This is a genomic window from Acetobacter papayae JCM 25143 (genome assembly GCF_000613285.1).
Taxonomy (GTDB): Bacteria; Pseudomonadota; Alphaproteobacteria; order Acetobacterales; family Acetobacteraceae; genus Acetobacter; species Acetobacter papayae.
This window is the reverse complement of sequence record NZ_BAIN01000034.1, coordinates 1-16,732: the sequence shown is the minus strand read 5'-3', so window position 1 is coordinate 16,732 and position 16,732 is coordinate 1. Positions and strand designations below refer to the sequence as shown.

The following is a 16,732-nucleotide window of genomic DNA, read 5'->3' as shown; positions in this document are numbered from 1 at the left end:
GCCACTTCGTTTTGCGTGCGCGACCAAGCGCCCCTTTGCGTTAGCACACTCGCCACCCAGCTACCAGCAGAAGACAGGCGATTGACGCCGTCACAAATTTGACATCTCAAGCTGGGAATGAAGCGAATTGCCGTATCTTTATTCATACGGAACAGGCAAAAGCTCTGTAAGGCTGCATAGGCGGGGTGGCTTTATTCGTAGGGGCAAGAAACCTCGCCCCCGGCCACCCGTTGGCTTCAGTATTCCTTTTCGGAACGGATAAAATGCAATGTCATTCCTGCATGCTGTAAAATGCGCCGTACGCCGTAAAAGGACTATCGTGCCCGACGCACCGCTGAATACTTCAGCCCTGCTGACCGTGCTGAACGAAGTACTGGGACCAGTCGCCCGTCCGGACCGCCCCAGCAAGCTGGATCAGCGCGCCCGTGCCGTCGGCATGATGGACACCCTGCACCGCTGGCGAGAAACCCAGCAAGATGCCGTAGCCACTCCGGCGGAAGTGCGCGCTCTGGTCACACGGGCGGAGATGAACGCGTTTTCGGAACATACCGGGCTTTCCGGTCTGGTGCTGCAAAGTGCGGTGTGCGAACTCCTGCCCCACTGCATCAGGATACGGGCTCACAACAACCCGTTTTTTCTTCTCACGCGCGACTGACAGCGCACCCGGCTTTCGGGCAAGAAGTCAGGGCAGTTCCTGCAACGTCCAGCCACCATCCTGCGTGGGGGCAGCACTCAGGGGCACGGCATTGGCCAGCCGCACGTTGGCCGGCAGGTCCATGGCGGCGCGCAGGGCACGGAACAATGCACCATGGGCCACCACCAAGGGGCAGCCCTCGCTTTCGGTCGCCCGGTTGATAGCCCCTACCGCCCGCGCCCGCAGAACGGCAAAGCTTTCTGCCTGCGGGGGCGTGTAATGGCCAGCAATCCAGTCATCATACCAGTCGCTTATCGGCTGGCCTTCCTGTTCACCAAAACTGACTTCCGCCAGATCAGGTTCAATGCTCAACGGCAGGGTGGGTAACCCCCGCGCCGCCAGCGCATCCCGCACGATAGTTGCCGTACGCAACGCACGCTCGAGCGGGGAGGAAACAATCCTTACAATTCCGCCTTTGCCTGCCGCATCAAGCGCCTGCCCGATCAGCACCGCCGCCTCATTCGCCTGCTCTATGCCGGTTTCGTTCAGCGGCACATCCGTGCGCCCCTGCGACAGGCCAGCCCGGTTCCAGTCAGTCTGTCCGTGGCGCAGATACCAGTAAGGCCGGAGGAGGAGCTGGGTCATGAAAGCGTGCAACCTGTCATGCTAAAGGGCGGGCCTGTGCGTAACCGTTCAGTCGAACAGGGAGGAAACGGAGCTTTCATCCGCAACCGCGCGCATGGCGCGGGCCAGCAGGCCGGAAATGGTGATCTGGCGGATATTGCGCGCCGCCTGCACCGGTTCGGTGGCCATGATGCTGTCTGTCAGGGTCAGCATTTCGATAGGCGAATCGCCGATACGCTCCACAGCCTGCCCTGTCAGCACGCCATGGGTGACATACGCCCCAACAGAGGCAGCCCCACGTTCAGCAATAGCGCGTGCCGCGTTGCACAGTGAGCCACCGCTATCCACGATATCATCCACCAGCAGGCAGTGCCGCCCTTTAACGTCGCCAATCACGTTCATGACCTCGGACACACCAGCGCGTTCACGCCGCTTGTCGATAATGGCCAGATCCGTGTTCAGCCGCTGGGCAAGCTGGCGCGCGCGCACAACGCCCCCGACATCGGGGGAAACGATCATCAGATCACGATCGCCATATTGGGCGCGGATGTCGCGCACGAACAGGGGAGCCGCATACAGGTTATCAACCGGAATATCGAAGAAACCCTGAATTTGCATGGCGTGCAGGTCCAGTGTCAGCACTCGGCTTGCCCCGGCTTCCACCAGCAGATTGGCCACAAGCTTGGCGCTGATAGGCGTGCGCGGGCCGGATTTACGATCCTGCCGGGCATAGCCAAAATAGGGCATGACAGCCGTAATGCGCTTGGCCGACCCACGACGCAGTGCGTCGAGCATGATCAGCAGTTCCATAAGGTTGTCATTGGTGGGCGTGCAGGTGCTCTGCACCACAAACACGTCCTCACCACGTACATTCTCATGGATTTCGACAAAGACCTCCATATCCGCAAAGCGCCGGACGGTGGCATTACACAGGGGCAGGCTGAGTTCTGCGGCAACGGCTTCGGCCAGCGGCAGGTTGCTGTTACAAGCGACAATCTTCATGGCAGTTAAAGAATCCCGGCCTTAGAGATGTTATCAAGGACATGCACGCGGCACCGCAAGCGAGGGCGGTTTAGCAACGACGGCCCGCCTTGTCATCCTTGACGGACACCCCTGTGTGCCTTGCGTATCATCCCGTGGCAAAAAAGCCGCGCGACATGTCGCATGACCTTGCGTCCGTGTCGGGTTTTCTCTACTCTCGTTCTTCCGCCGTAACGCAGAAACACCAAAGGCCGGACGCATTTGTCGGCCTGCTCCACCTAAGGTCAGGCAGCCTGCGCAGGCACTGCCAGGACGGCACGGCTCTCATGACCGGAGTTCATTACTCTGATGGTTCGCTTTACGGTGCAGGCGTGACATACTTGCTCCCCTATCCACCGGCCCTTCCCCTGCCCTTCACCGCAGACAAAACGCCCCAACGGAGCCCGAATGCCCACGCCCGGTAGCCGCAACAGGGCCTGTTTCATAACAGGCAGCATCATGCGGCATGTTCTTGTCATGTCAGGCACCGGCGCTATCGGGCTTATGGCCGTGTTCGCGGTGGATATGCTGAACATGATTTATATCAGCCATCTGGGCAGCACGGCCATGACAGCCGCCATTGGCTTTGCCAGCGCGGTTATCGGCCTACAGATTGCGGTCGCCATTGGCCTGACCATCGGTATCAGTGCCGTAACCGCACGCGAAATCGGCGCAGGCAATCACCACGAGGCGCAGGCTATCGCCTCTTCCGCCCTGACCGTCACCCTTATCGTCACCGCTATTCTGGGCCTGGGCACGCTCGTCTGGGCTCGGCCCATTCTGGCGCTGTTTGGCGCGCGGGGCGATGCGCTAGACGCCGCCACCACCTATCTGCGCGCCGTCAGCACCGCTATGCCGCTTATCTGCATGGGCATGGCCTCCTCATCGCTGATGCGCGTGGTGGGAGATGCCAAAGGCTCCATGAACATCACGCTGATCGGCGCAGTGGTGGCCGCCGTGCTTGATCCGCTGTTTATCTTTGGCTTTCACGAAGGGCTGACCGGGGCCGCCATCAGCACGCTGCTCTCGCGGCTGGTGGTCAGCATTGCCGGGCTGCGGGGCGCGATGCGCCACGACATGCTGGCCCTGCCCAGCCTGAAACGCCTGCTGCCGGATTCCCGCCGCGTGGCCAATGTGGCCCTGCCCGCTATCCTGACCAATCTGGCCACCCCAGCGGGGGGTGTTTATGTCACCAGCGCCATGGCCGGATTCGGTCTTGAAGCTGTAGCCGGGCAGGCATCCATTGAGCGCATGGTGCCAGTGCTGTTCGCGCTGGTGTTCGCACTCACAGGCTCCATCGGCCCTATCATGGGGCAGAATCTGGGAGCCGGACGTTACGACCGCGTTAACCAGACCCTGACCGCCGCCCTCAAGATTGTGGTGATGAGCGTCAGCCTGACATGGGGGTTCCTGATCTGCGCGCAGGGGCTGGTTGTGGATATCTACAGCGCCCATGACGAGGCCGCCGCCCTTATTCACCTGTTCTGCACATGGACCATCGGCAGCTACCTGTTTGTAGGCATGCTGTTCGTCGCCAATTCGGCTTTCAACAATCTTGGCTTTCCGCTCTATTCCACCGCCTTTAACTGGGGACGGGCAACATTGGGCACAGTGCCTTTTGTAATGGCTGGTGAGCGGTACGGGCCTTTGGGTGTGCAGGCGGGTCAGGCTATTGGTGCAGTCCTGTTCGGCACCCTCGCCATCTTGACGGCGTTCCATGTTACGCGGAACCTCAAGACGTCGTCCGCGACCAGCACAAACATCATGGCACGGACACCCGAAAGCGTGCCAGTGTCCGATATTCCCACCACCAGTGCAGAGGCCGCCATGGCCGAACTGGATGATGTGGAGAGTGTCGGCATTGTGTACACGCAGGACAGGATGAGCAGAGATGTCGAAGCTGACAGCAGAAGAACGCAACGCCCTCCCCGATAGCGCCTTTGCCCTGCCGGGACGCCGCTACCCTATCCATGATGCCGCACACGCCCGCGATGCACTGGCCCGCGCCAGCGAAATGCTGCACCGTGGCGGACTCACTCAGGATGAATACGACACCATCCACCGCAAGGCGGAAGCGGTGCTACACAACGAAAGGCCGTAACGTCTCTCCATGCTGTCCAGACTTTATGCCCGCGTGATCACTCACGCAGCCAGCCCCAATGCGCCCTGGTGGCTGGCCGCCCTTGCGTTTTCAGAAGCCAGCTTTTTTCCTCTGCCGCCTGAAACTCTGCTGGTGCCCATGGTGCTGGCCCGCCGTGAGCGCGCGTGGTTCTATGCCACGCTCTGCACGCTGGCCAGTGTTGCCGGGGGGCTTCTGGGCTGGCTGATCGGCGCGGCCCTGCTGGAGAGCGTGGCCCGCCCGATCGCGCATTTTTATCATGCGGACCACACGCTTGAGACACTTCAGATACGGTTTCAGGAATGGGGAGTATGGATTGTCCTACTCAAGGGCCTGACCCCCGTTCCCTATAAATTCGTAACCATTGCCAGCGGCATGGCGCATTTTGCGCTTGTGCCCTTCATGCTGGCCAGTCTGGTCACGCGCGGGTTGCGCTTCTTTCTGGTGGCCGGTCTGCTCCAGCGCTTTGGAGCACCGATTGAAAGCTTTCTGGAACGACGCCTGCCGCTCGTTACCAGTGTGTTTGCCGCACTGCTGATCGGCGGTGTGCTGGCGCTGCGCTACCTGTAAGCCCTCACCGGGCTTGCCTCCCTTGCGTGCACCGCCACCTTGGGCCAGAAAACGTTTTTTCGCCCCGTCCACACCCTGCTCGGATGGGGCACATAAGCACGACAGACGGAAGGAACTTGCCGCATGCCATCGCAAATTGCCGTAGTAACGGGCGCGGGCTCAGGCATTGGCCGCGCCACGGCGCAGGCTCTGGGTCGCGCAGGGTTTGACATTGCCCTGCTTGGCCGCTGCCCCGAACGTCTGGCCGATGCGGCTCAGGAACTTGCGCGCCACTCGGTTCGCACCCTGATCCTTGAAGCCGATGTAACGGATGCTCTGGGCCTTAGTGCTGCCGCAGCACGGGTCGAGACGGAACTCGGGCCGATTTCTGTCTGGGTCAACTGCGCGGGTGCTACTGTTGTGGGGCAGGTTGCCGCACTGGATGCGCAGGACATCCACCGCGCAACCGAAGTCACCTATCTGGGGAGCGTCAACGGCACGCTGACGGCGCTGGATGTCATGCGCCGCCGGGGCGAAGGCACCATTGTCAATCTGGATCTGGCAGAGGCCCTGCGTGGCCTCCCCCTTCAGGCGGCGGAAAGCGGCGCGCGCGGAGCCCTGCGCGGTTTTTGTGAAAGCCTGCGCAGCGAACTCCTGCACGATGCGGATACGATCCATATCGCATGGTAAGCCTGCCCTCCATCAATACACCGCGCTATGCCCATACCCGCAACATGACGGGCAAACCGCTAGAGCCATACGGCCCCGTTTATGAGCCCGAAGTGGCGGCAGAAGCGATCTGCCGTGCGGTGTTTGGCCGCCACCGCTCCATTTCAATCGGGCTGGGTGAAACCCTGCACGCCCTGTGGCGGCACGTAACCCCGCTATGGCGTGAATCCTGGCTGGCAAAACATGCCTATAAAAGCCAGATGGGCCATGACTGGCTCGACACCCCCCAGCCTGACAACCTCTACGCCCCTGCCCCCGGTGCTCTGGCTGCCCATGGCCCGTTTGAAACCCGCTCACGCAGGCTGGAAAGCCCGCTGAGCCTGTTCGTGCCTTCTCGCCTGCGGGCCGGGCTGCTCGGCACACTGGCCTGCGCATTGCTGCTTGGTCTTGTGCGCCACCATCGCCGCCGGGGCTAAGCGCTTTCGCTCTCTCTGGTCGCCCCCACAACGGGGGTGACCAGAGAGAGCCTGTTCACACCGCTCTCAGGGAGAGCGAGGCGGCAGGCGCTCCAGAAAGACCCGCATCCCCTCCGGGGCTGTGGCGGGAGAAGCCGCCAGAGTCGCCAGCCACTCAGCCACCGCCGTATGAGTGCGCCCGGTCAATTCCACCGTCTGCCCGATCTGATCTTCCGCCTTGCGGGCCTCCTGCCGGGCTCCGGCTGAAGCCCTGCTTGCAGGATCAGCCATAAGGGCTGCCCCTGTTGCCGGGTCGTTTGATTGCGCGGCAACAGCGGGCAACAGCATGGCCTGTCCCCCCGGCGTCAACCGCTGGCGTATGGTGGCCTGCCGGGCCAGCACAATCTGCCACACAGCCTCAGGCTGTTCGCTCGCGCGCGCAAGCTGGGCCAGAGCCCGCACAATCCGCCCGTTGGGGATACTGCCATCCGTAGCAAGCAGGGCCGCATGCTCCACCTGAGCAGTGTCATGCGTGTGGGCCAGTGCTGCATACAGCCGCAGTTTGCTTTCCGTATCCGGGGCCTGACGCAGCAGACGGGCCAGAGCATCAAAATCCGCACTGGAACCATATTGCCCGGCAATACCGGCCACCGGCCCCACAAGGCCGGACGGCAGGGAATCCGGGTGCCGTTGCCATGCGTCAAATCGTGTCAGGCCCTGAGTAATCACATCCGGGTCGTTCAGGCTTGCCAGTGCGGCTATGATCTGGGGTCGAAGCATGGCCTCGGGCAAGGGCTCGCCCTTTTTTTCCTCCCAGCCCAGCCGGGTGAAAGCCGGAGCCAGCACACCGCGCGCAAAAGCCCGGAACGCCGCGCGGGAGGGCGTATCACGCTCCATTCGGTCGATCTGCAAAAGATGGGTTACGACTTCCTGCCAGACCGCCGTGCTGCGCTCCCCTGTTGTGGGCAACAGGGCAACAAACGACAGATACTCAGCCAGTGGCGCGCGCCCCGCTTCGAACAGGGCAAACTGATCACCCAGCACATTGGCCCGCTCCGCCGGGCTCAGCCGTGCAAAACCCGTGCGTAGGGCGGCAAGGCCCAGGGCATCATACTGGGCACGGTAATAGCCGTTTTCCCCCACATTGACCGTAATGGCCTGCCCGCAGCCGGGAAAGGACAGGGTGGCCGGGTCCGTGCCCAGAACAACCCTGTGCGAAGGCACCCCCGGCGCACCAGCACTACCGGCACCTGCCAAGTCAAAGGCTGGGGGAAAGGATCGTGAATGGTAAAGCGTTCCTGCCGCAGGGTCAGAACACTACGCCCGGCCGTGCAGTGCCGCGCCACCTGCACAAGCGGAATGCCCGGCTGCTCGGTAAATGTCCGCGCCACCACACCCACATTCCGACCCGAAACTGCGGATAGTGCATTCCACAGGTCCTGACTGGTGGCGTTACCATAGGCATGGGCCTTCATGTAGCGCCGCATGCCCGCACGGAATGTGTCCTTGCCCAGCCAGCTTTCCAGCATGCGGATCACCTGCGATCCCTTCTGGTAGCTGATGCTATCAAAGGCCGAACTGGCTTCGCTGATATCATGAATGGGGTGCTGGATGGGGTGCGTGGTGGGCAGGGCATCCTGCGCCATCGCGCGTTCGCGGTCTTCATGCTGGCGCGGCCAGATTTCCCATGTGGGGTTGAAGCGATCGAGTGCGCGGGTTTCCATCCATGTGGCAAAACCCTCGTTCAGCCACAGGTCATCCCACCATGCCATGGTGACCAGATCGCCCGACCACTGATGCGCCATTTCATGCGCCACAACCAGAAAAACCCGTTCCTTGGTGGAGGGAGCACTCAGTTGCGGGTCGTACAGCACGGCGTCATCTATAAAGGTGATAGCCCCCCAGTTTTCCATTGCCCCGGCCTCGTAATTACCGGGGATGGCAATCATGTCCAATTTTGGCAGGGGATAACGCACCCCAAAATAGCTGTTGTAATAAGGCAGTATTTTAACGGCAGACTGCGTTGCATACGTGCCGTCTTTTTCCTGCCCAGCGGGTGCATAGGTTCTGACAGGCGTGCCTTCAGCCCGTCCCGCAGTGGATGCCATGTCCCCCGCCACCAACGCCAGCAGGTAAGTGGACATGCGCGGTGTGGGCTGGAACGTGGTGCGCCGCAGCCCCTCACCAGCCGGTGCTGCCGTTGCCACGGGCATGTTGCTCAGTGGCACCAGATCATCCGGCAGGGTTACGCTCAGGGTAAAATGCGCCTTGAACGAGGCTCATCCCAGCCGGGAAACATCCGCCGGGCATCCGCCACTTCGAACTGCGTTACCAGCATCCGCCTGTGCTGCCCCGCCCGGTCGGTATAATCATTGTAATAAATGCCGTTGGGGGTCTGGGGAATGGGGCCAGTATAGTCCACCACCAGCGTATGCTCCCCTGCTGTCAGGGGGTGTGGAAGCTGGAATGTGGCGGTCTGCAGTGCCTCATCCTGTGTAATATGGGCAGCAACGCCATCCACCGTGGCCGAAGCCAGTGTCAGCCCGGCCTGATTGAGCACCAGCGTGTCCGTAGGCCCTGCCAGCGCGATACGCACAGTTTCATGCCCGCGCAGGCTCAGCCGTTTCAGGTCAGGGGTCAGGTCGATCGTGTAGGCCAGGGGGGCAACCGTTTTAGGTAACTGCCCCGGCGTAGCGTCAGAAACAAAGGGGCTTGCAGCCCTGGCCGGCACGGCCTGCTGAACCGATAGAACACTACCGACCGCAGCCAGCCACACCACCATACCCTGACAGGACTTTACCAAACCGCTGCTCCTTCTACCGCCCCATGCGGGCTGCTGCCCACAGGCACGGAGCATTCCGCGCCTTCCCGTATCGGGGGTCGCGGCCCTGCCATTAACAATAAATTCACACTCTGAACCGATGACGGGGCCATTCATTTTCTTTTATGACTACCAGACTCTAGCCTGAACCGGAACGTCTTCGTGCAACGCCTGTTCTCGCCCGCGCGCACTCTGTGTCTTCTGAGGTAACCATGTGCGACCGCACCGCCCAGCACTGCATGAAGGACATTGCCCTGTCCGTACGCCCCGTCCTGCCGGATGAAAGTGGTGCGCGCATACTGGCTCTGTTCAACGACACGCCCGAGCTTGCGCAAATTCCCGTGGTGGATGCGAACAACAGACCAGTCGGACTTATCGGGCGGTGGGACTTTCTGCTCAAGGTCGGCAACCGCTTCGGTTACGAACTGTTTGCCAACCGGCCCGTCGCCCTGCTGATGGATACCGACCCCATTCTTGTGGACCTGAACCACCCGGTTGCAGATTTCGTCAATAAAAGCCTGCAGGCTCAGGCCCTGAACCAGCTCACGGGTTTTATCATTACCGATCACGGGCTTTATCACGGCGTTGGCACAACTCTTGGTCTGACCAAGGCCCTGCACACGCAGGCCATGAACACCATTACCGAACTGAACCAGACCACAACAGAACTCCGGCAGGCCAACCGCAGCGCCCTGCGCGACAAGCTGTTCATTTCCAGCATTATTGAAAACATTCCCACCGCCATTCAGGTGCGGGAACTCGAAAGCGGGTCGGTTATCCTGCATAACCGCGCGGCGGAAACCATGGGCCTGCATGACCGCACGCCTCTGAGCCCCGGTCAGGCAGCACACGCTCTGGCAGAAAGCGCCAGCAGCGCCAAATCCGAACAGACGCTTGTTGACCATGAAGGCCGGGAACGTATCCTTTCAAGCCGCCGCCTGCTCCTACGCGATGACATCGAGCATGACCGATGGGAACTGACCGCCACCGATGACGTGACGGAATACCGCGAAACCCAGCACCGGATTGAACGGCTGGCGCATTATGACAACCTGACCGGCCTGCCCAACCGGAATTTTTTTCACTCTCACCTTAAAACACTCTCCGAAAATCTGGAGAGCCCCTTTCTCCTTCTCTATATCGATCTAGATAATTTCAAATCTGTTAACGATGTTTACGGTCATGGCGCTGGAGATGAACTGCTTGTAAAAGCCGCCAGCCGCCTAACCGCCTGCTGCCGCGATCATGACTTTGTTGCCCGGCTGGGGGGCGATGAGTTCGCCATTATCTGGCCCCTGCAAACCATGAGCGCTGATATTGAGCAACGCCTTGCAGGCTGATCAACGACCTGAAACTGCCCTATATTGTCGAGGGAAATGAGGCGGCATCCGGGGCCAGTATCGGGGCGGCCTATTTCCCCCAACAGGCCACGGATATAAAAACCCTGCTCCAATATGCCGATATGGCCCTGTACCGCGCCAAAGCGCTGGGCCGTTGCCAGTATAAGGTGTTTGATAACGAACTGAGCCACGCCATACGCGAACGCGTAGAACTGACCACCGCACTGGCCCGTCTGGCGGAAGGCGAAGGCTAAGCCTGCATTATCAGCCGATCTGCTGCCTCAAAAGTGGCCGTGTCCGCTCCTATGAAGCGCTCGCCCGCTGGCACCACCCTGAACGGGGGACCATTCCGCCCAGTCTCTTCATCCGTCTGGCTGAAGAAACCGGCTGATCCACCAGCTTGGCGAGCGCATTTTATGGATGGCCTGCGAACAGGCCGCACAATGGCCGCAGGAAATAGCCGTTTCGGTCAATGTCTCACCAGCCCAGCTTAAAAACCGCAAACTGACAGATATTATCCGTCAGACACTGCAAGGCACCGGACTGCCCGCACACAGACTGGAAATAGAAATAACGGAAAACGTCCTTATTGATAACGTTGAATTCAAAAGCTCGGTTCTGAACGATATCCGCAATATCGGATGCCGGATCAGCATTGACGATTTTGGAACCGGCTATTCTTCACTCAGCTATCTGTGGAAATTCCCTTTTGACAAAATCAAGATTGACCGCAGCTTTGTGCAGGGCCTGTCAGACCCCACGGCGCGGGAAATCATTCAGGCCATTGTCAGCATCGCGGCTATCCGCTCAATGGTGATCATTGTCGAAGGCGTGGAAACAGAAGAACAGTTCCAAATCGTCAAGGCCATGGGCTGCACACAGGCCCAAGGCTACCTGCTAGGCCGCCCCTGCCCCATTGTTCAGCATGAATTTGCCTAAAACCTATTCTTAGAACTCATTCTTTGAGCCAGAAGATAAAGCTTGCTGCGATGTGGATCGCGGGCATGAATGTATGAGCACAGCAACCATATCTGGTTGCAACACGTCGCCAGTCTTTCAGCTTTGCGCACATGTTTTCGATCAGATGGCGTTTTTTATACAGATGCCAGTCGTGAGTAGTTTTGATTTCCGGTTCTTTTTCGCGAAATACAGGCAGTAATATTGTGTTCTGCAAGCGATAACCTGACCCGGTTGCTGTCATAGCCTCTGTCCCCGATGACTTCTTCTGTCTCGTCGAGGAGATCTGCCAGCAGCACGTCTGCGCCTTTAAAGTCACGGACCTGACCTGCTGTCAGGTGCAGGCGAACCGCCAGCCTGTTCCGTCAGGGCGACAGAAATCCTGTCAAAGACGCCCACGCGGCTCCATCGGATGAAACGATTATACAAAATCTTGTGCGGACCATATGCTTGCGGGGCGTCTTTCCACTGAAGACCGTTGCGGATCACATAAACAATCCTGCTCAGAATACGCCGGCCATCCACTCGTGCACTCCGTGCGCCAGAGGAAAATATGGCCTCATCCGCTCCATCTGGCTCTCGGACAGCAAAAACATGTCACTCACAGGCTTAATCTCCTTCGATAAACCTGTGAATCACAACGCCTCGCTCAGTTTAAGGAATTAACAGATTTTGAGCCTAGAAGTGCTCATGCAAACTACTTCAACGGCAAGTCAGACACTGCGTCGCGTAGCTGTGCTGCTCGCCTGCCGTTGAGTTCCGCGATACACGCCAAACGGCGCATATCAATAGCGTTTCCTATCGCGCCACCACCCAAAGATGAAGAGAATGCGCATTGGACATCACGATATTTGGCGAAATCTTCATTCGATGCGGTAAGTTTGGCCATAGCTTGGCTCACGTACTTTCTATCTTCATCCCATTTTGATAGCGTTCTGGCTACATTCTCCTCTGCTTGCCGCAAAGCCTTCCGGCTATTTTCAGCCTTCTTTGCAAGGCAGTCTCGCATCCCTGCCTGAGAGAATGCGCTACATTCCTCGCGCAAGGCCCGCTCGCTAGGAACAGGGCCTGTTGAGGCTGCAAGTGCCGGTAAGGGCAAATACGCAGCTAAGCAAACACCGAGCAGCTTCACTGCGCACATAGAGCAACCTTTCCCTTGCGTATCACCGACAGGGCGTAATCGAGCTTTTTGGCGTAGTTGATATCACCGCCGCCGTTATAGCGCTGCGCAATCAACGCCGTGGATATGCGCCGCCAACTTGTAATAAAACATTTCATCGATGCTTTTGGCACTTCATTACCCGAGCAGGTCGTAGAACAATAGCTGTCGGATTCAATTTTCTCAGCGCATCGACTGTGACTCCTTGTACCTTCGCAATATTTCCGATAATATCTACGGATTTTATAGTAATTTAGTAAATCTTGGTATCAGAACCAAGTGTGCTTTGGCACTAGAAATTGGCCATTCGCATAAGCAGATAGCCTATACCGGCTCGGATGTTATGTGCTGGAATGGTTCGGACTGATCCAGTCGCCAAACGACCTTTCAGGGCTGAAGGCAGAATCAAATCGCCGCCTTCTTTACCAGAAAGGTGGCGGTTGTTCTCTCATTGACTGCCACTTGGATTTCGCAATCCCAAGCATTCCATTTGGCATCACCTACGGCTTTGTTGATACCGTCCTGCCATAGCTCGAAACCTGTCTTCGGTAGTGCTTGAACCGCCATATCATTCCTTTCTGGTTGAGTTGTTCATGTGATCGGCATCTTGGCGCACGGAGGGTAGTTGCTTGAGCAGCGCTGGCAGCCATTCTTGGGTCGTCTCCCACACCACGTCGAGGTTGATGTCGAATGGGCAGGGGAGTTCAGGCAAGTCGCGCTCTTAAAACAGGCTTTTGTCAACAGTGAAGATGCGACCGCTTTCACACCCCCTCACGGCTGACGTAGGAACTGCAGAAACTTTTTGACCAGCTTGCTGCCCAAGACTCTCTAAAAAATCTTTACCAGACCCTCTTTGTCGAGCGCCTGACGCCACATTTCATAGCTCTGAACCATATTCACCCCTTCCGCGAAGGGAATGGCCGCGCCCAAATGCTATTCTGGCGCAAGATTGCACGGGACACCTGACACACACGAGCTTTCTTTTTCGCTGGTTTCACGCGAGTGTATGATCGCGGTGTCGATCACCGGTGGACTGGGTAACACCGCATCCGTGAAGCACATGCTGTCCGACGCCATCGATCCAATACGCAGTGCCGCCTTGCAAAGGGCCATCACGTTTTTGGAGAATGCCCGTAAAAAGGAAAATCCTATCCGACTGGTAGGAGCGGTTTATTGCAACAACGGCTCCTGAGCAGGCTTACGAAGGCCAGCGACATGACCGCCTGTCCGCTCCATCTGCCTCTCAGACAGCAAAAACACGTCACTCACAGCATCACCTCCATCGGTAAGTCTGTGAATCACAACCGTTCGCTCAGTTCAATAAATTAATAGGTCCTGAAACCTAGCGCTGCGGAAAAATCCGTTAGGCACCTTCACGCAGGCCGCCACCCCAGACCCACCATGCCTCATGGGCATCTGCCAGCCGGGCCGCAGCCTGCTCGGCATCCTGCACGCTCGGGAACAGACCAAAACATGTCGCCCCCGAGCCACTCATACGCGCCATGAGACAGTCCGGTTGAGCGGCAATATCATGCAAAACTTTTTCCACAGTCGGACACACAGCACAGGCTGGCGCTTCAAGGCTGTTTTCAAGTGTCTGGAGTGTCGCAACCAGTTCCTGCGCGTTATTCCAATGGGCCGGCAGTTCCGCTCTAGGCACAAAATCGCCTTGACGCGCCCGGAAAACTGCTGGTGTAGAAACGGCTTGTCCACAATTGACCAGCACCAGACCACATTCAGGCAAAGCGGGAGCTGCACCCAGCACTTCCCCAATACCTTCCATCCGCGCGGTATGGCTCAGCAGGCAGACAGGCACATCCGCCCCCAGCCTTTCCGCCAGACGCAGCAGATCAGCCTGCTCGGCCTGTATATTCCACACCCGGTTCAACAGCCGCAGTGCTGCCGCGGCATCCGCCGAGCCACCACCAATGCCCGATGCAACCGGCAGGTGTTTTTCCAGAACCAACGTGCCGCCACGCACATTCGCCTGCGGCCCCGCCAGATCACGTAACGCACTGGCGGCTTTCATAACCAGATTATCCGGCCCGGCCGCATCTTCACCCAGTACCGCGCCAAAGCGCCCTGCCAGCTTTAACGTCAACGGCGCATCGCCCGGTTCGTAACGCAGCACATCGCCCGCGCCCGCAAACACCACCAGACTGTCCAGACAGTGATACCCATCCGCCCGGCGGCCCGTTACATGCAGATGCAGATTGATCTTGGCGGGAGCTGCTTCCACAAAGGTCACCCCGGCGGGTGCAACGGCGATCGTCACTGTGCTTTTTCTCCTTTTTGAGTGCTCTGGTCACTCTTTTTTTCATCCACCCCGGTTTGTGGCGCCATATCGGCGCGCTCCAGCGCAGCGCGGATCAATTTTTCATCTGATGGGTTTGGGTGCAGGCCCAGTGCCATGTTCCACTGATCCACTGCTTCGGTCCTTCGGCCCAAACGCCAGTAGCTTCACCCAGATGGTAGTTAACCTCAGGATCTTCCGGTATCTGCTCTGCCGCTTTTTCAAGCAGAACCAAGCCGCCTTTAACATCCCCCTGTTCGACCCGCACCCAGCCAAGACTATCCGTAATGGCAGCCTCTTCGGGGGCAAGACGATGGGCCTTGCGCAAAAGCTCTTCTGCCTCAGGCAGATTTTCATGCCGTTCGGTCATGGAATAGCCAAGGAAGTTCAGCAAGGAAGGCTCATCCGGCGCGTAAGCCAGTGCCGCGCGCGCATCCGCACGGGCATGAGGCCAGTCCCCGGCTTCATAATAAGTCGTCGCACGCATGGACAGCAGGGCCCAGTCCACCGCGCCGTGTTTGCGGTCAAACTCCATGGCCCGTGTGTAGGCGGCAATTGCCCCCGCCCAGTCTTTCTTTTCCAGCAATGCACCGCCCAGAACCCGCTGAACCTGCGCCTGCCCCGCAGTCTGCTCGGGGGATTCGCTCGACAGCTTGTTCAGCAGGGCAATCGCATCATCCAGCCGCCCGGCCGCAATATCGAACATGCTCAGGCGGAACATGGCCACCGGGGCCAACGGGTCAGTAGGCGGCACATGCAGCAGGGTTTCCCGCGCAGCGTCTGGATGGCCTTCCTCACCCTGGATTTCCGCCAGCATCAGACGCGCCTCCACCAGAGTCGGGTCCATTTCCAGCGCAAAGCCAAGCATCAGTCGGCTTGCCTCATTGAACTGAAAGGCACTGGCTCCACGCTGCGCAGCCGTCAGCCGTGCTGGCCCGGCCGGGTCGGCGTGCATCTGCTCACGCCCCTGTTGGTTGAGAATGAACGCCGCCAGCAGATATGCGCGGGCAATCCCCTCGCGCGCCGAAGTAACTGGAAAAACAGCAATATTTGCCTGCAGGCCCGGCCCGGCAAGGGTTAGCAGCGGATCTGTATCACCCAGCGCGCGCAATACGGCACGCGCCTTTTCACGCTGGCCGTGCTGCCACAGCCATGCAGCACAGGAACGGGCTGTCAGCACATCGGAGCCGGACATGAGTTTTTGCGCACGAAACAGCAGCTCCTGCGCACGGTTTTCCATACCCCCTGCCCGAGCAATCAGAGCAGCATGCAGGGTATAGAAAGGCGTCAGCCCCCCCCCCGCATCCTGTGCCTGCGCCAGCAGGGCATTGACCGCCTGCCCGGCATGCCCCTGCGCCTGCTCGCCCCACGCCATCAGCAGCGGCATGATCAGATGGGTCAGCAGATCGGATTCGGCCATACGGTAATACCCGAGCGCCGCTGTCCATCGCCCCTGCCGGGCGGCCTCGTTACCCAGCGCCAGCACCGAAACCTGATTACGGCTGGCGGGCAGTTCATTCACCCGGCGCGCCAGCTCCCCCGCATCGGGTGAGCCTGACATGATGCTGCGCACCAAGGCCTGCCGCAGCAGTTCGGCATTACCCGGATCAGCCGCCAGTGCCTGCTGGAAGGCCTTCGCGGCTTCTGCGTCATCTTCGAAACGCACGGCCACGATCGCACGCAGGAACGCCTCCGAATCGATATGCCCCGTTTCCTTGTGGGTTTTGCCCCCATCCTGCGCCGGTCCAGCAGCCCTTGCTGGTGTACTCAGCGCCGAAGCACAGCATAAGGAGGCGGACAGCAGAAAAACCGCAGGCAGAATACGACAGAACAGCATAAGACCCCTTATCAGGCTGGATCGGCGATACCGGGCTGGCCTCTGCAACCGCCCCACCCGAATGGGGGAACAACGCGAATGGCTGCCTTATTCTCTACCCCGGCCCGGCCAATCCGCCAAACCGTGTGGCCGCCAGAACAGGTTATGGTAAAGCAGTGAGGATGGAAGCCCACCTGTCCCTGCTGCGTCTCTATACCGAATGGGGCGTGGATTTCGCCATGGCCGACCTGCCGCGCGCCGTCCGCGCGCCGCAGG

Annotated in this window: 17 protein-coding genes and 5 pseudogenes; 11 read left to right on the top strand and 11 right to left on the bottom strand. The window is 59.3% G+C overall.

Annotated elements, in window-relative coordinates; translation table 11 throughout:
* The first annotated feature begins 319 nt into the window (after positions 1-319).
* Positions 320-655: a hypothetical protein gene (locus tag JCM25143_RS09320; RefSeq protein WP_025860914.1), complete on the top strand. Its 336-nt coding sequence runs from the start codon at positions 320-322 to the stop codon at positions 653-655.
* 27 nt (positions 656-682) lie between these two features.
* On the opposite strand, the gene JCM25143_RS09315 is transcribed toward JCM25143_RS09320, so the two are convergent.
* Both JCM25143_RS09315 and JCM25143_RS09310 read right to left on the bottom strand, forming a co-directional pair.
* Positions 683-1,279 (bottom strand): histidine phosphatase family protein, encoded by a 597-nt coding sequence (locus tag JCM25143_RS09315; protein ID WP_025860913.1) that lies wholly within the window; start codon positions 1,277-1,279, stop codon positions 683-685.
* Positions 1,280-1,327: 48 nt separating this feature from the next.
* Entirely contained in the window at positions 1,328-2,260 is a 933-nt protein-coding gene (locus JCM25143_RS09310) for a ribose-phosphate pyrophosphokinase (RefSeq protein WP_025860912.1), read from the bottom strand.
* Positions 2,261-2,737: 477 nt separating this feature from the next.
* Between JCM25143_RS09310 and JCM25143_RS09305 the strand changes: the two genes are divergently transcribed.
* The 4 genes and pseudogenes from JCM25143_RS09305 (at position 2,738) to JCM25143_RS25405 (ending at position 6,091) form a co-directional block, all read left to right on the top strand.
* Positions 2,738-4,213: an MATE family efflux transporter gene (locus JCM25143_RS09305; protein ID WP_051543167.1), complete on the top strand. Its 1,476-nt coding sequence runs from the start codon at positions 2,738-2,740 to the stop codon at positions 4,211-4,213.
* A complete protein-coding gene (locus tag JCM25143_RS09300; protein WP_025860910.1) occupies positions 4,170-4,379 on the top strand; it encodes a hypothetical protein in 210 nt (69 codons plus the stop codon). The genes JCM25143_RS09305 and JCM25143_RS09300 overlap by 44 nt, the downstream gene beginning before the upstream one ends.
* Before the next feature lie 9 nt (positions 4,380-4,388).
* Complete coding sequence (locus tag JCM25143_RS09295) at positions 4,389-4,967, top strand: YqaA family protein (protein ID WP_025860909.1); 579 nt, start codon at positions 4,389-4,391, stop codon at positions 4,965-4,967.
* Between the two features lie 123 nt (positions 4,968-5,090).
* Positions 5,091-6,091: pseudogene (locus JCM25143_RS25405) on the top strand (SDR family oxidoreductase).
* 66 nt (positions 6,092-6,157) lie between these two features.
* Here JCM25143_RS25405 and JCM25143_RS23930 read toward each other — a convergent pair.
* Positions 6,158-7,327, bottom strand: a complete 1,170-nt coding sequence (locus JCM25143_RS23930; RefSeq protein WP_148300079.1) for an ERAP1-like C-terminal domain-containing protein — start codon at positions 7,325-7,327, stop codon at positions 6,158-6,160.
* A 182-nt stretch (positions 7,328-7,509) separates the two neighbouring features.
* Positions 7,510-8,852, bottom strand: a pseudogene (locus JCM25143_RS23925) (M1 family metallopeptidase); the annotation flags it as partial.
* Between the two features lie 251 nt (positions 8,853-9,103).
* Here JCM25143_RS23925 and JCM25143_RS20870 point away from each other — a divergent pair.
* From JCM25143_RS20870 to JCM25143_RS20865, 4 genes and pseudogenes are all read left to right on the top strand, one after another.
* Positions 9,104-10,231, top strand: coding sequence for a diguanylate cyclase domain-containing protein (locus JCM25143_RS20870; protein WP_051543165.1), 1,128 nt, complete (start codon positions 9,104-9,106; stop codon positions 10,229-10,231).
* Positions 10,228-10,326: pseudogene (locus JCM25143_RS25225) on the top strand (hypothetical protein); the annotation flags it as partial. The gene JCM25143_RS20870 and the pseudogene JCM25143_RS25225, both read left to right, overlap by 4 nt.
* 27 nt (positions 10,327-10,353) lie before the next feature.
* On the top strand, positions 10,354-10,485 hold the full coding sequence (locus JCM25143_RS24755) for a hypothetical protein (RefSeq protein ID WP_267879938.1): 132 nt from the start codon (positions 10,354-10,356) through the stop codon (positions 10,483-10,485).
* 2 nt (positions 10,486-10,487) lie between these two features.
* Positions 10,488-11,170, top strand: a pseudogene (locus JCM25143_RS20865) (putative bifunctional diguanylate cyclase/phosphodiesterase).
* Between the two features lie 16 nt (positions 11,171-11,186).
* Here JCM25143_RS20865 and JCM25143_RS21505 read toward each other — a convergent pair.
* The 4 genes and pseudogenes from JCM25143_RS21505 to JCM25143_RS22735 all read right to left on the bottom strand — a co-directional run bounded on the left by JCM25143_RS21505 (position 11,187) and on the right by JCM25143_RS22735 (position 12,914).
* A pseudogene (locus JCM25143_RS21505) lies at positions 11,187-11,793 on the bottom strand (transposase).
* Between the two features lie 92 nt (positions 11,794-11,885).
* On the bottom strand, positions 11,886-12,197 hold the full coding sequence (locus JCM25143_RS09265) for a lysozyme inhibitor LprI family protein (RefSeq protein WP_199897856.1): 312 nt from the start codon (positions 12,195-12,197) through the stop codon (positions 11,886-11,888).
* A 119-nt stretch (positions 12,198-12,316) separates the two neighbouring features.
* On the bottom strand, positions 12,317-12,466 hold the full coding sequence (locus tag JCM25143_RS22740) for a hypothetical protein (RefSeq protein WP_199897855.1): 150 nt from the start codon (positions 12,464-12,466) through the stop codon (positions 12,317-12,319).
* A gap of 286 nt (positions 12,467-12,752) precedes the next feature.
* Positions 12,753-12,914 (bottom strand): hypothetical protein, encoded by a 162-nt coding sequence (locus JCM25143_RS22735; protein ID WP_199897854.1) that lies wholly within the window; start codon positions 12,912-12,914, stop codon positions 12,753-12,755.
* 222 nt (positions 12,915-13,136) lie between these two features.
* On the opposite strand from JCM25143_RS22735, the gene JCM25143_RS25220 reads away from it, so the two are divergent.
* Positions 13,137-13,313, top strand: coding sequence for a Fic family protein (locus tag JCM25143_RS25220; protein ID WP_081773545.1), 177 nt, complete (start codon positions 13,137-13,139; stop codon positions 13,311-13,313).
* A gap of 40 nt (positions 13,314-13,353) precedes the next feature.
* Positions 13,354-13,539 (top strand): hypothetical protein, encoded by a 186-nt coding sequence (locus JCM25143_RS22340; protein WP_159101624.1) that lies wholly within the window; start codon positions 13,354-13,356, stop codon positions 13,537-13,539.
* Positions 13,540-13,710: 171 nt separating this feature from the next.
* Here JCM25143_RS22340 and JCM25143_RS09245 read toward each other — a convergent pair whose 3' ends face one another.
* Genes JCM25143_RS09245 through JCM25143_RS18330 form a run of 3 tightly spaced genes read right to left on the bottom strand, consistent with a single transcriptional unit; the run spans position 13,711 to position 16,477 of the window.
* On the bottom strand, positions 13,711-14,622 hold the full coding sequence (locus tag JCM25143_RS09245; protein WP_025860906.1) for a 4-(cytidine 5'-diphospho)-2-C-methyl-D-erythritol kinase: 912 nt from the start codon (positions 14,620-14,622) through the stop codon (positions 13,711-13,713).
* Positions 14,619-14,759, bottom strand: coding sequence for a hypothetical protein (locus tag JCM25143_RS23920; RefSeq protein ID WP_234395152.1), 141 nt, complete (start codon positions 14,757-14,759; stop codon positions 14,619-14,621). Before JCM25143_RS23920 ends, JCM25143_RS09245 begins: the two co-directional genes overlap by 4 nt.
* Complete coding sequence (locus tag JCM25143_RS18330) at positions 14,717-16,477, bottom strand: tetratricopeptide repeat protein (RefSeq protein WP_234395151.1); 1,761 nt, start codon at positions 16,475-16,477, stop codon at positions 14,717-14,719. Before JCM25143_RS18330 ends, JCM25143_RS23920 begins: the two co-directional genes overlap by 43 nt.
* Positions 16,478-16,732: the final 255 nt, after the last annotated feature.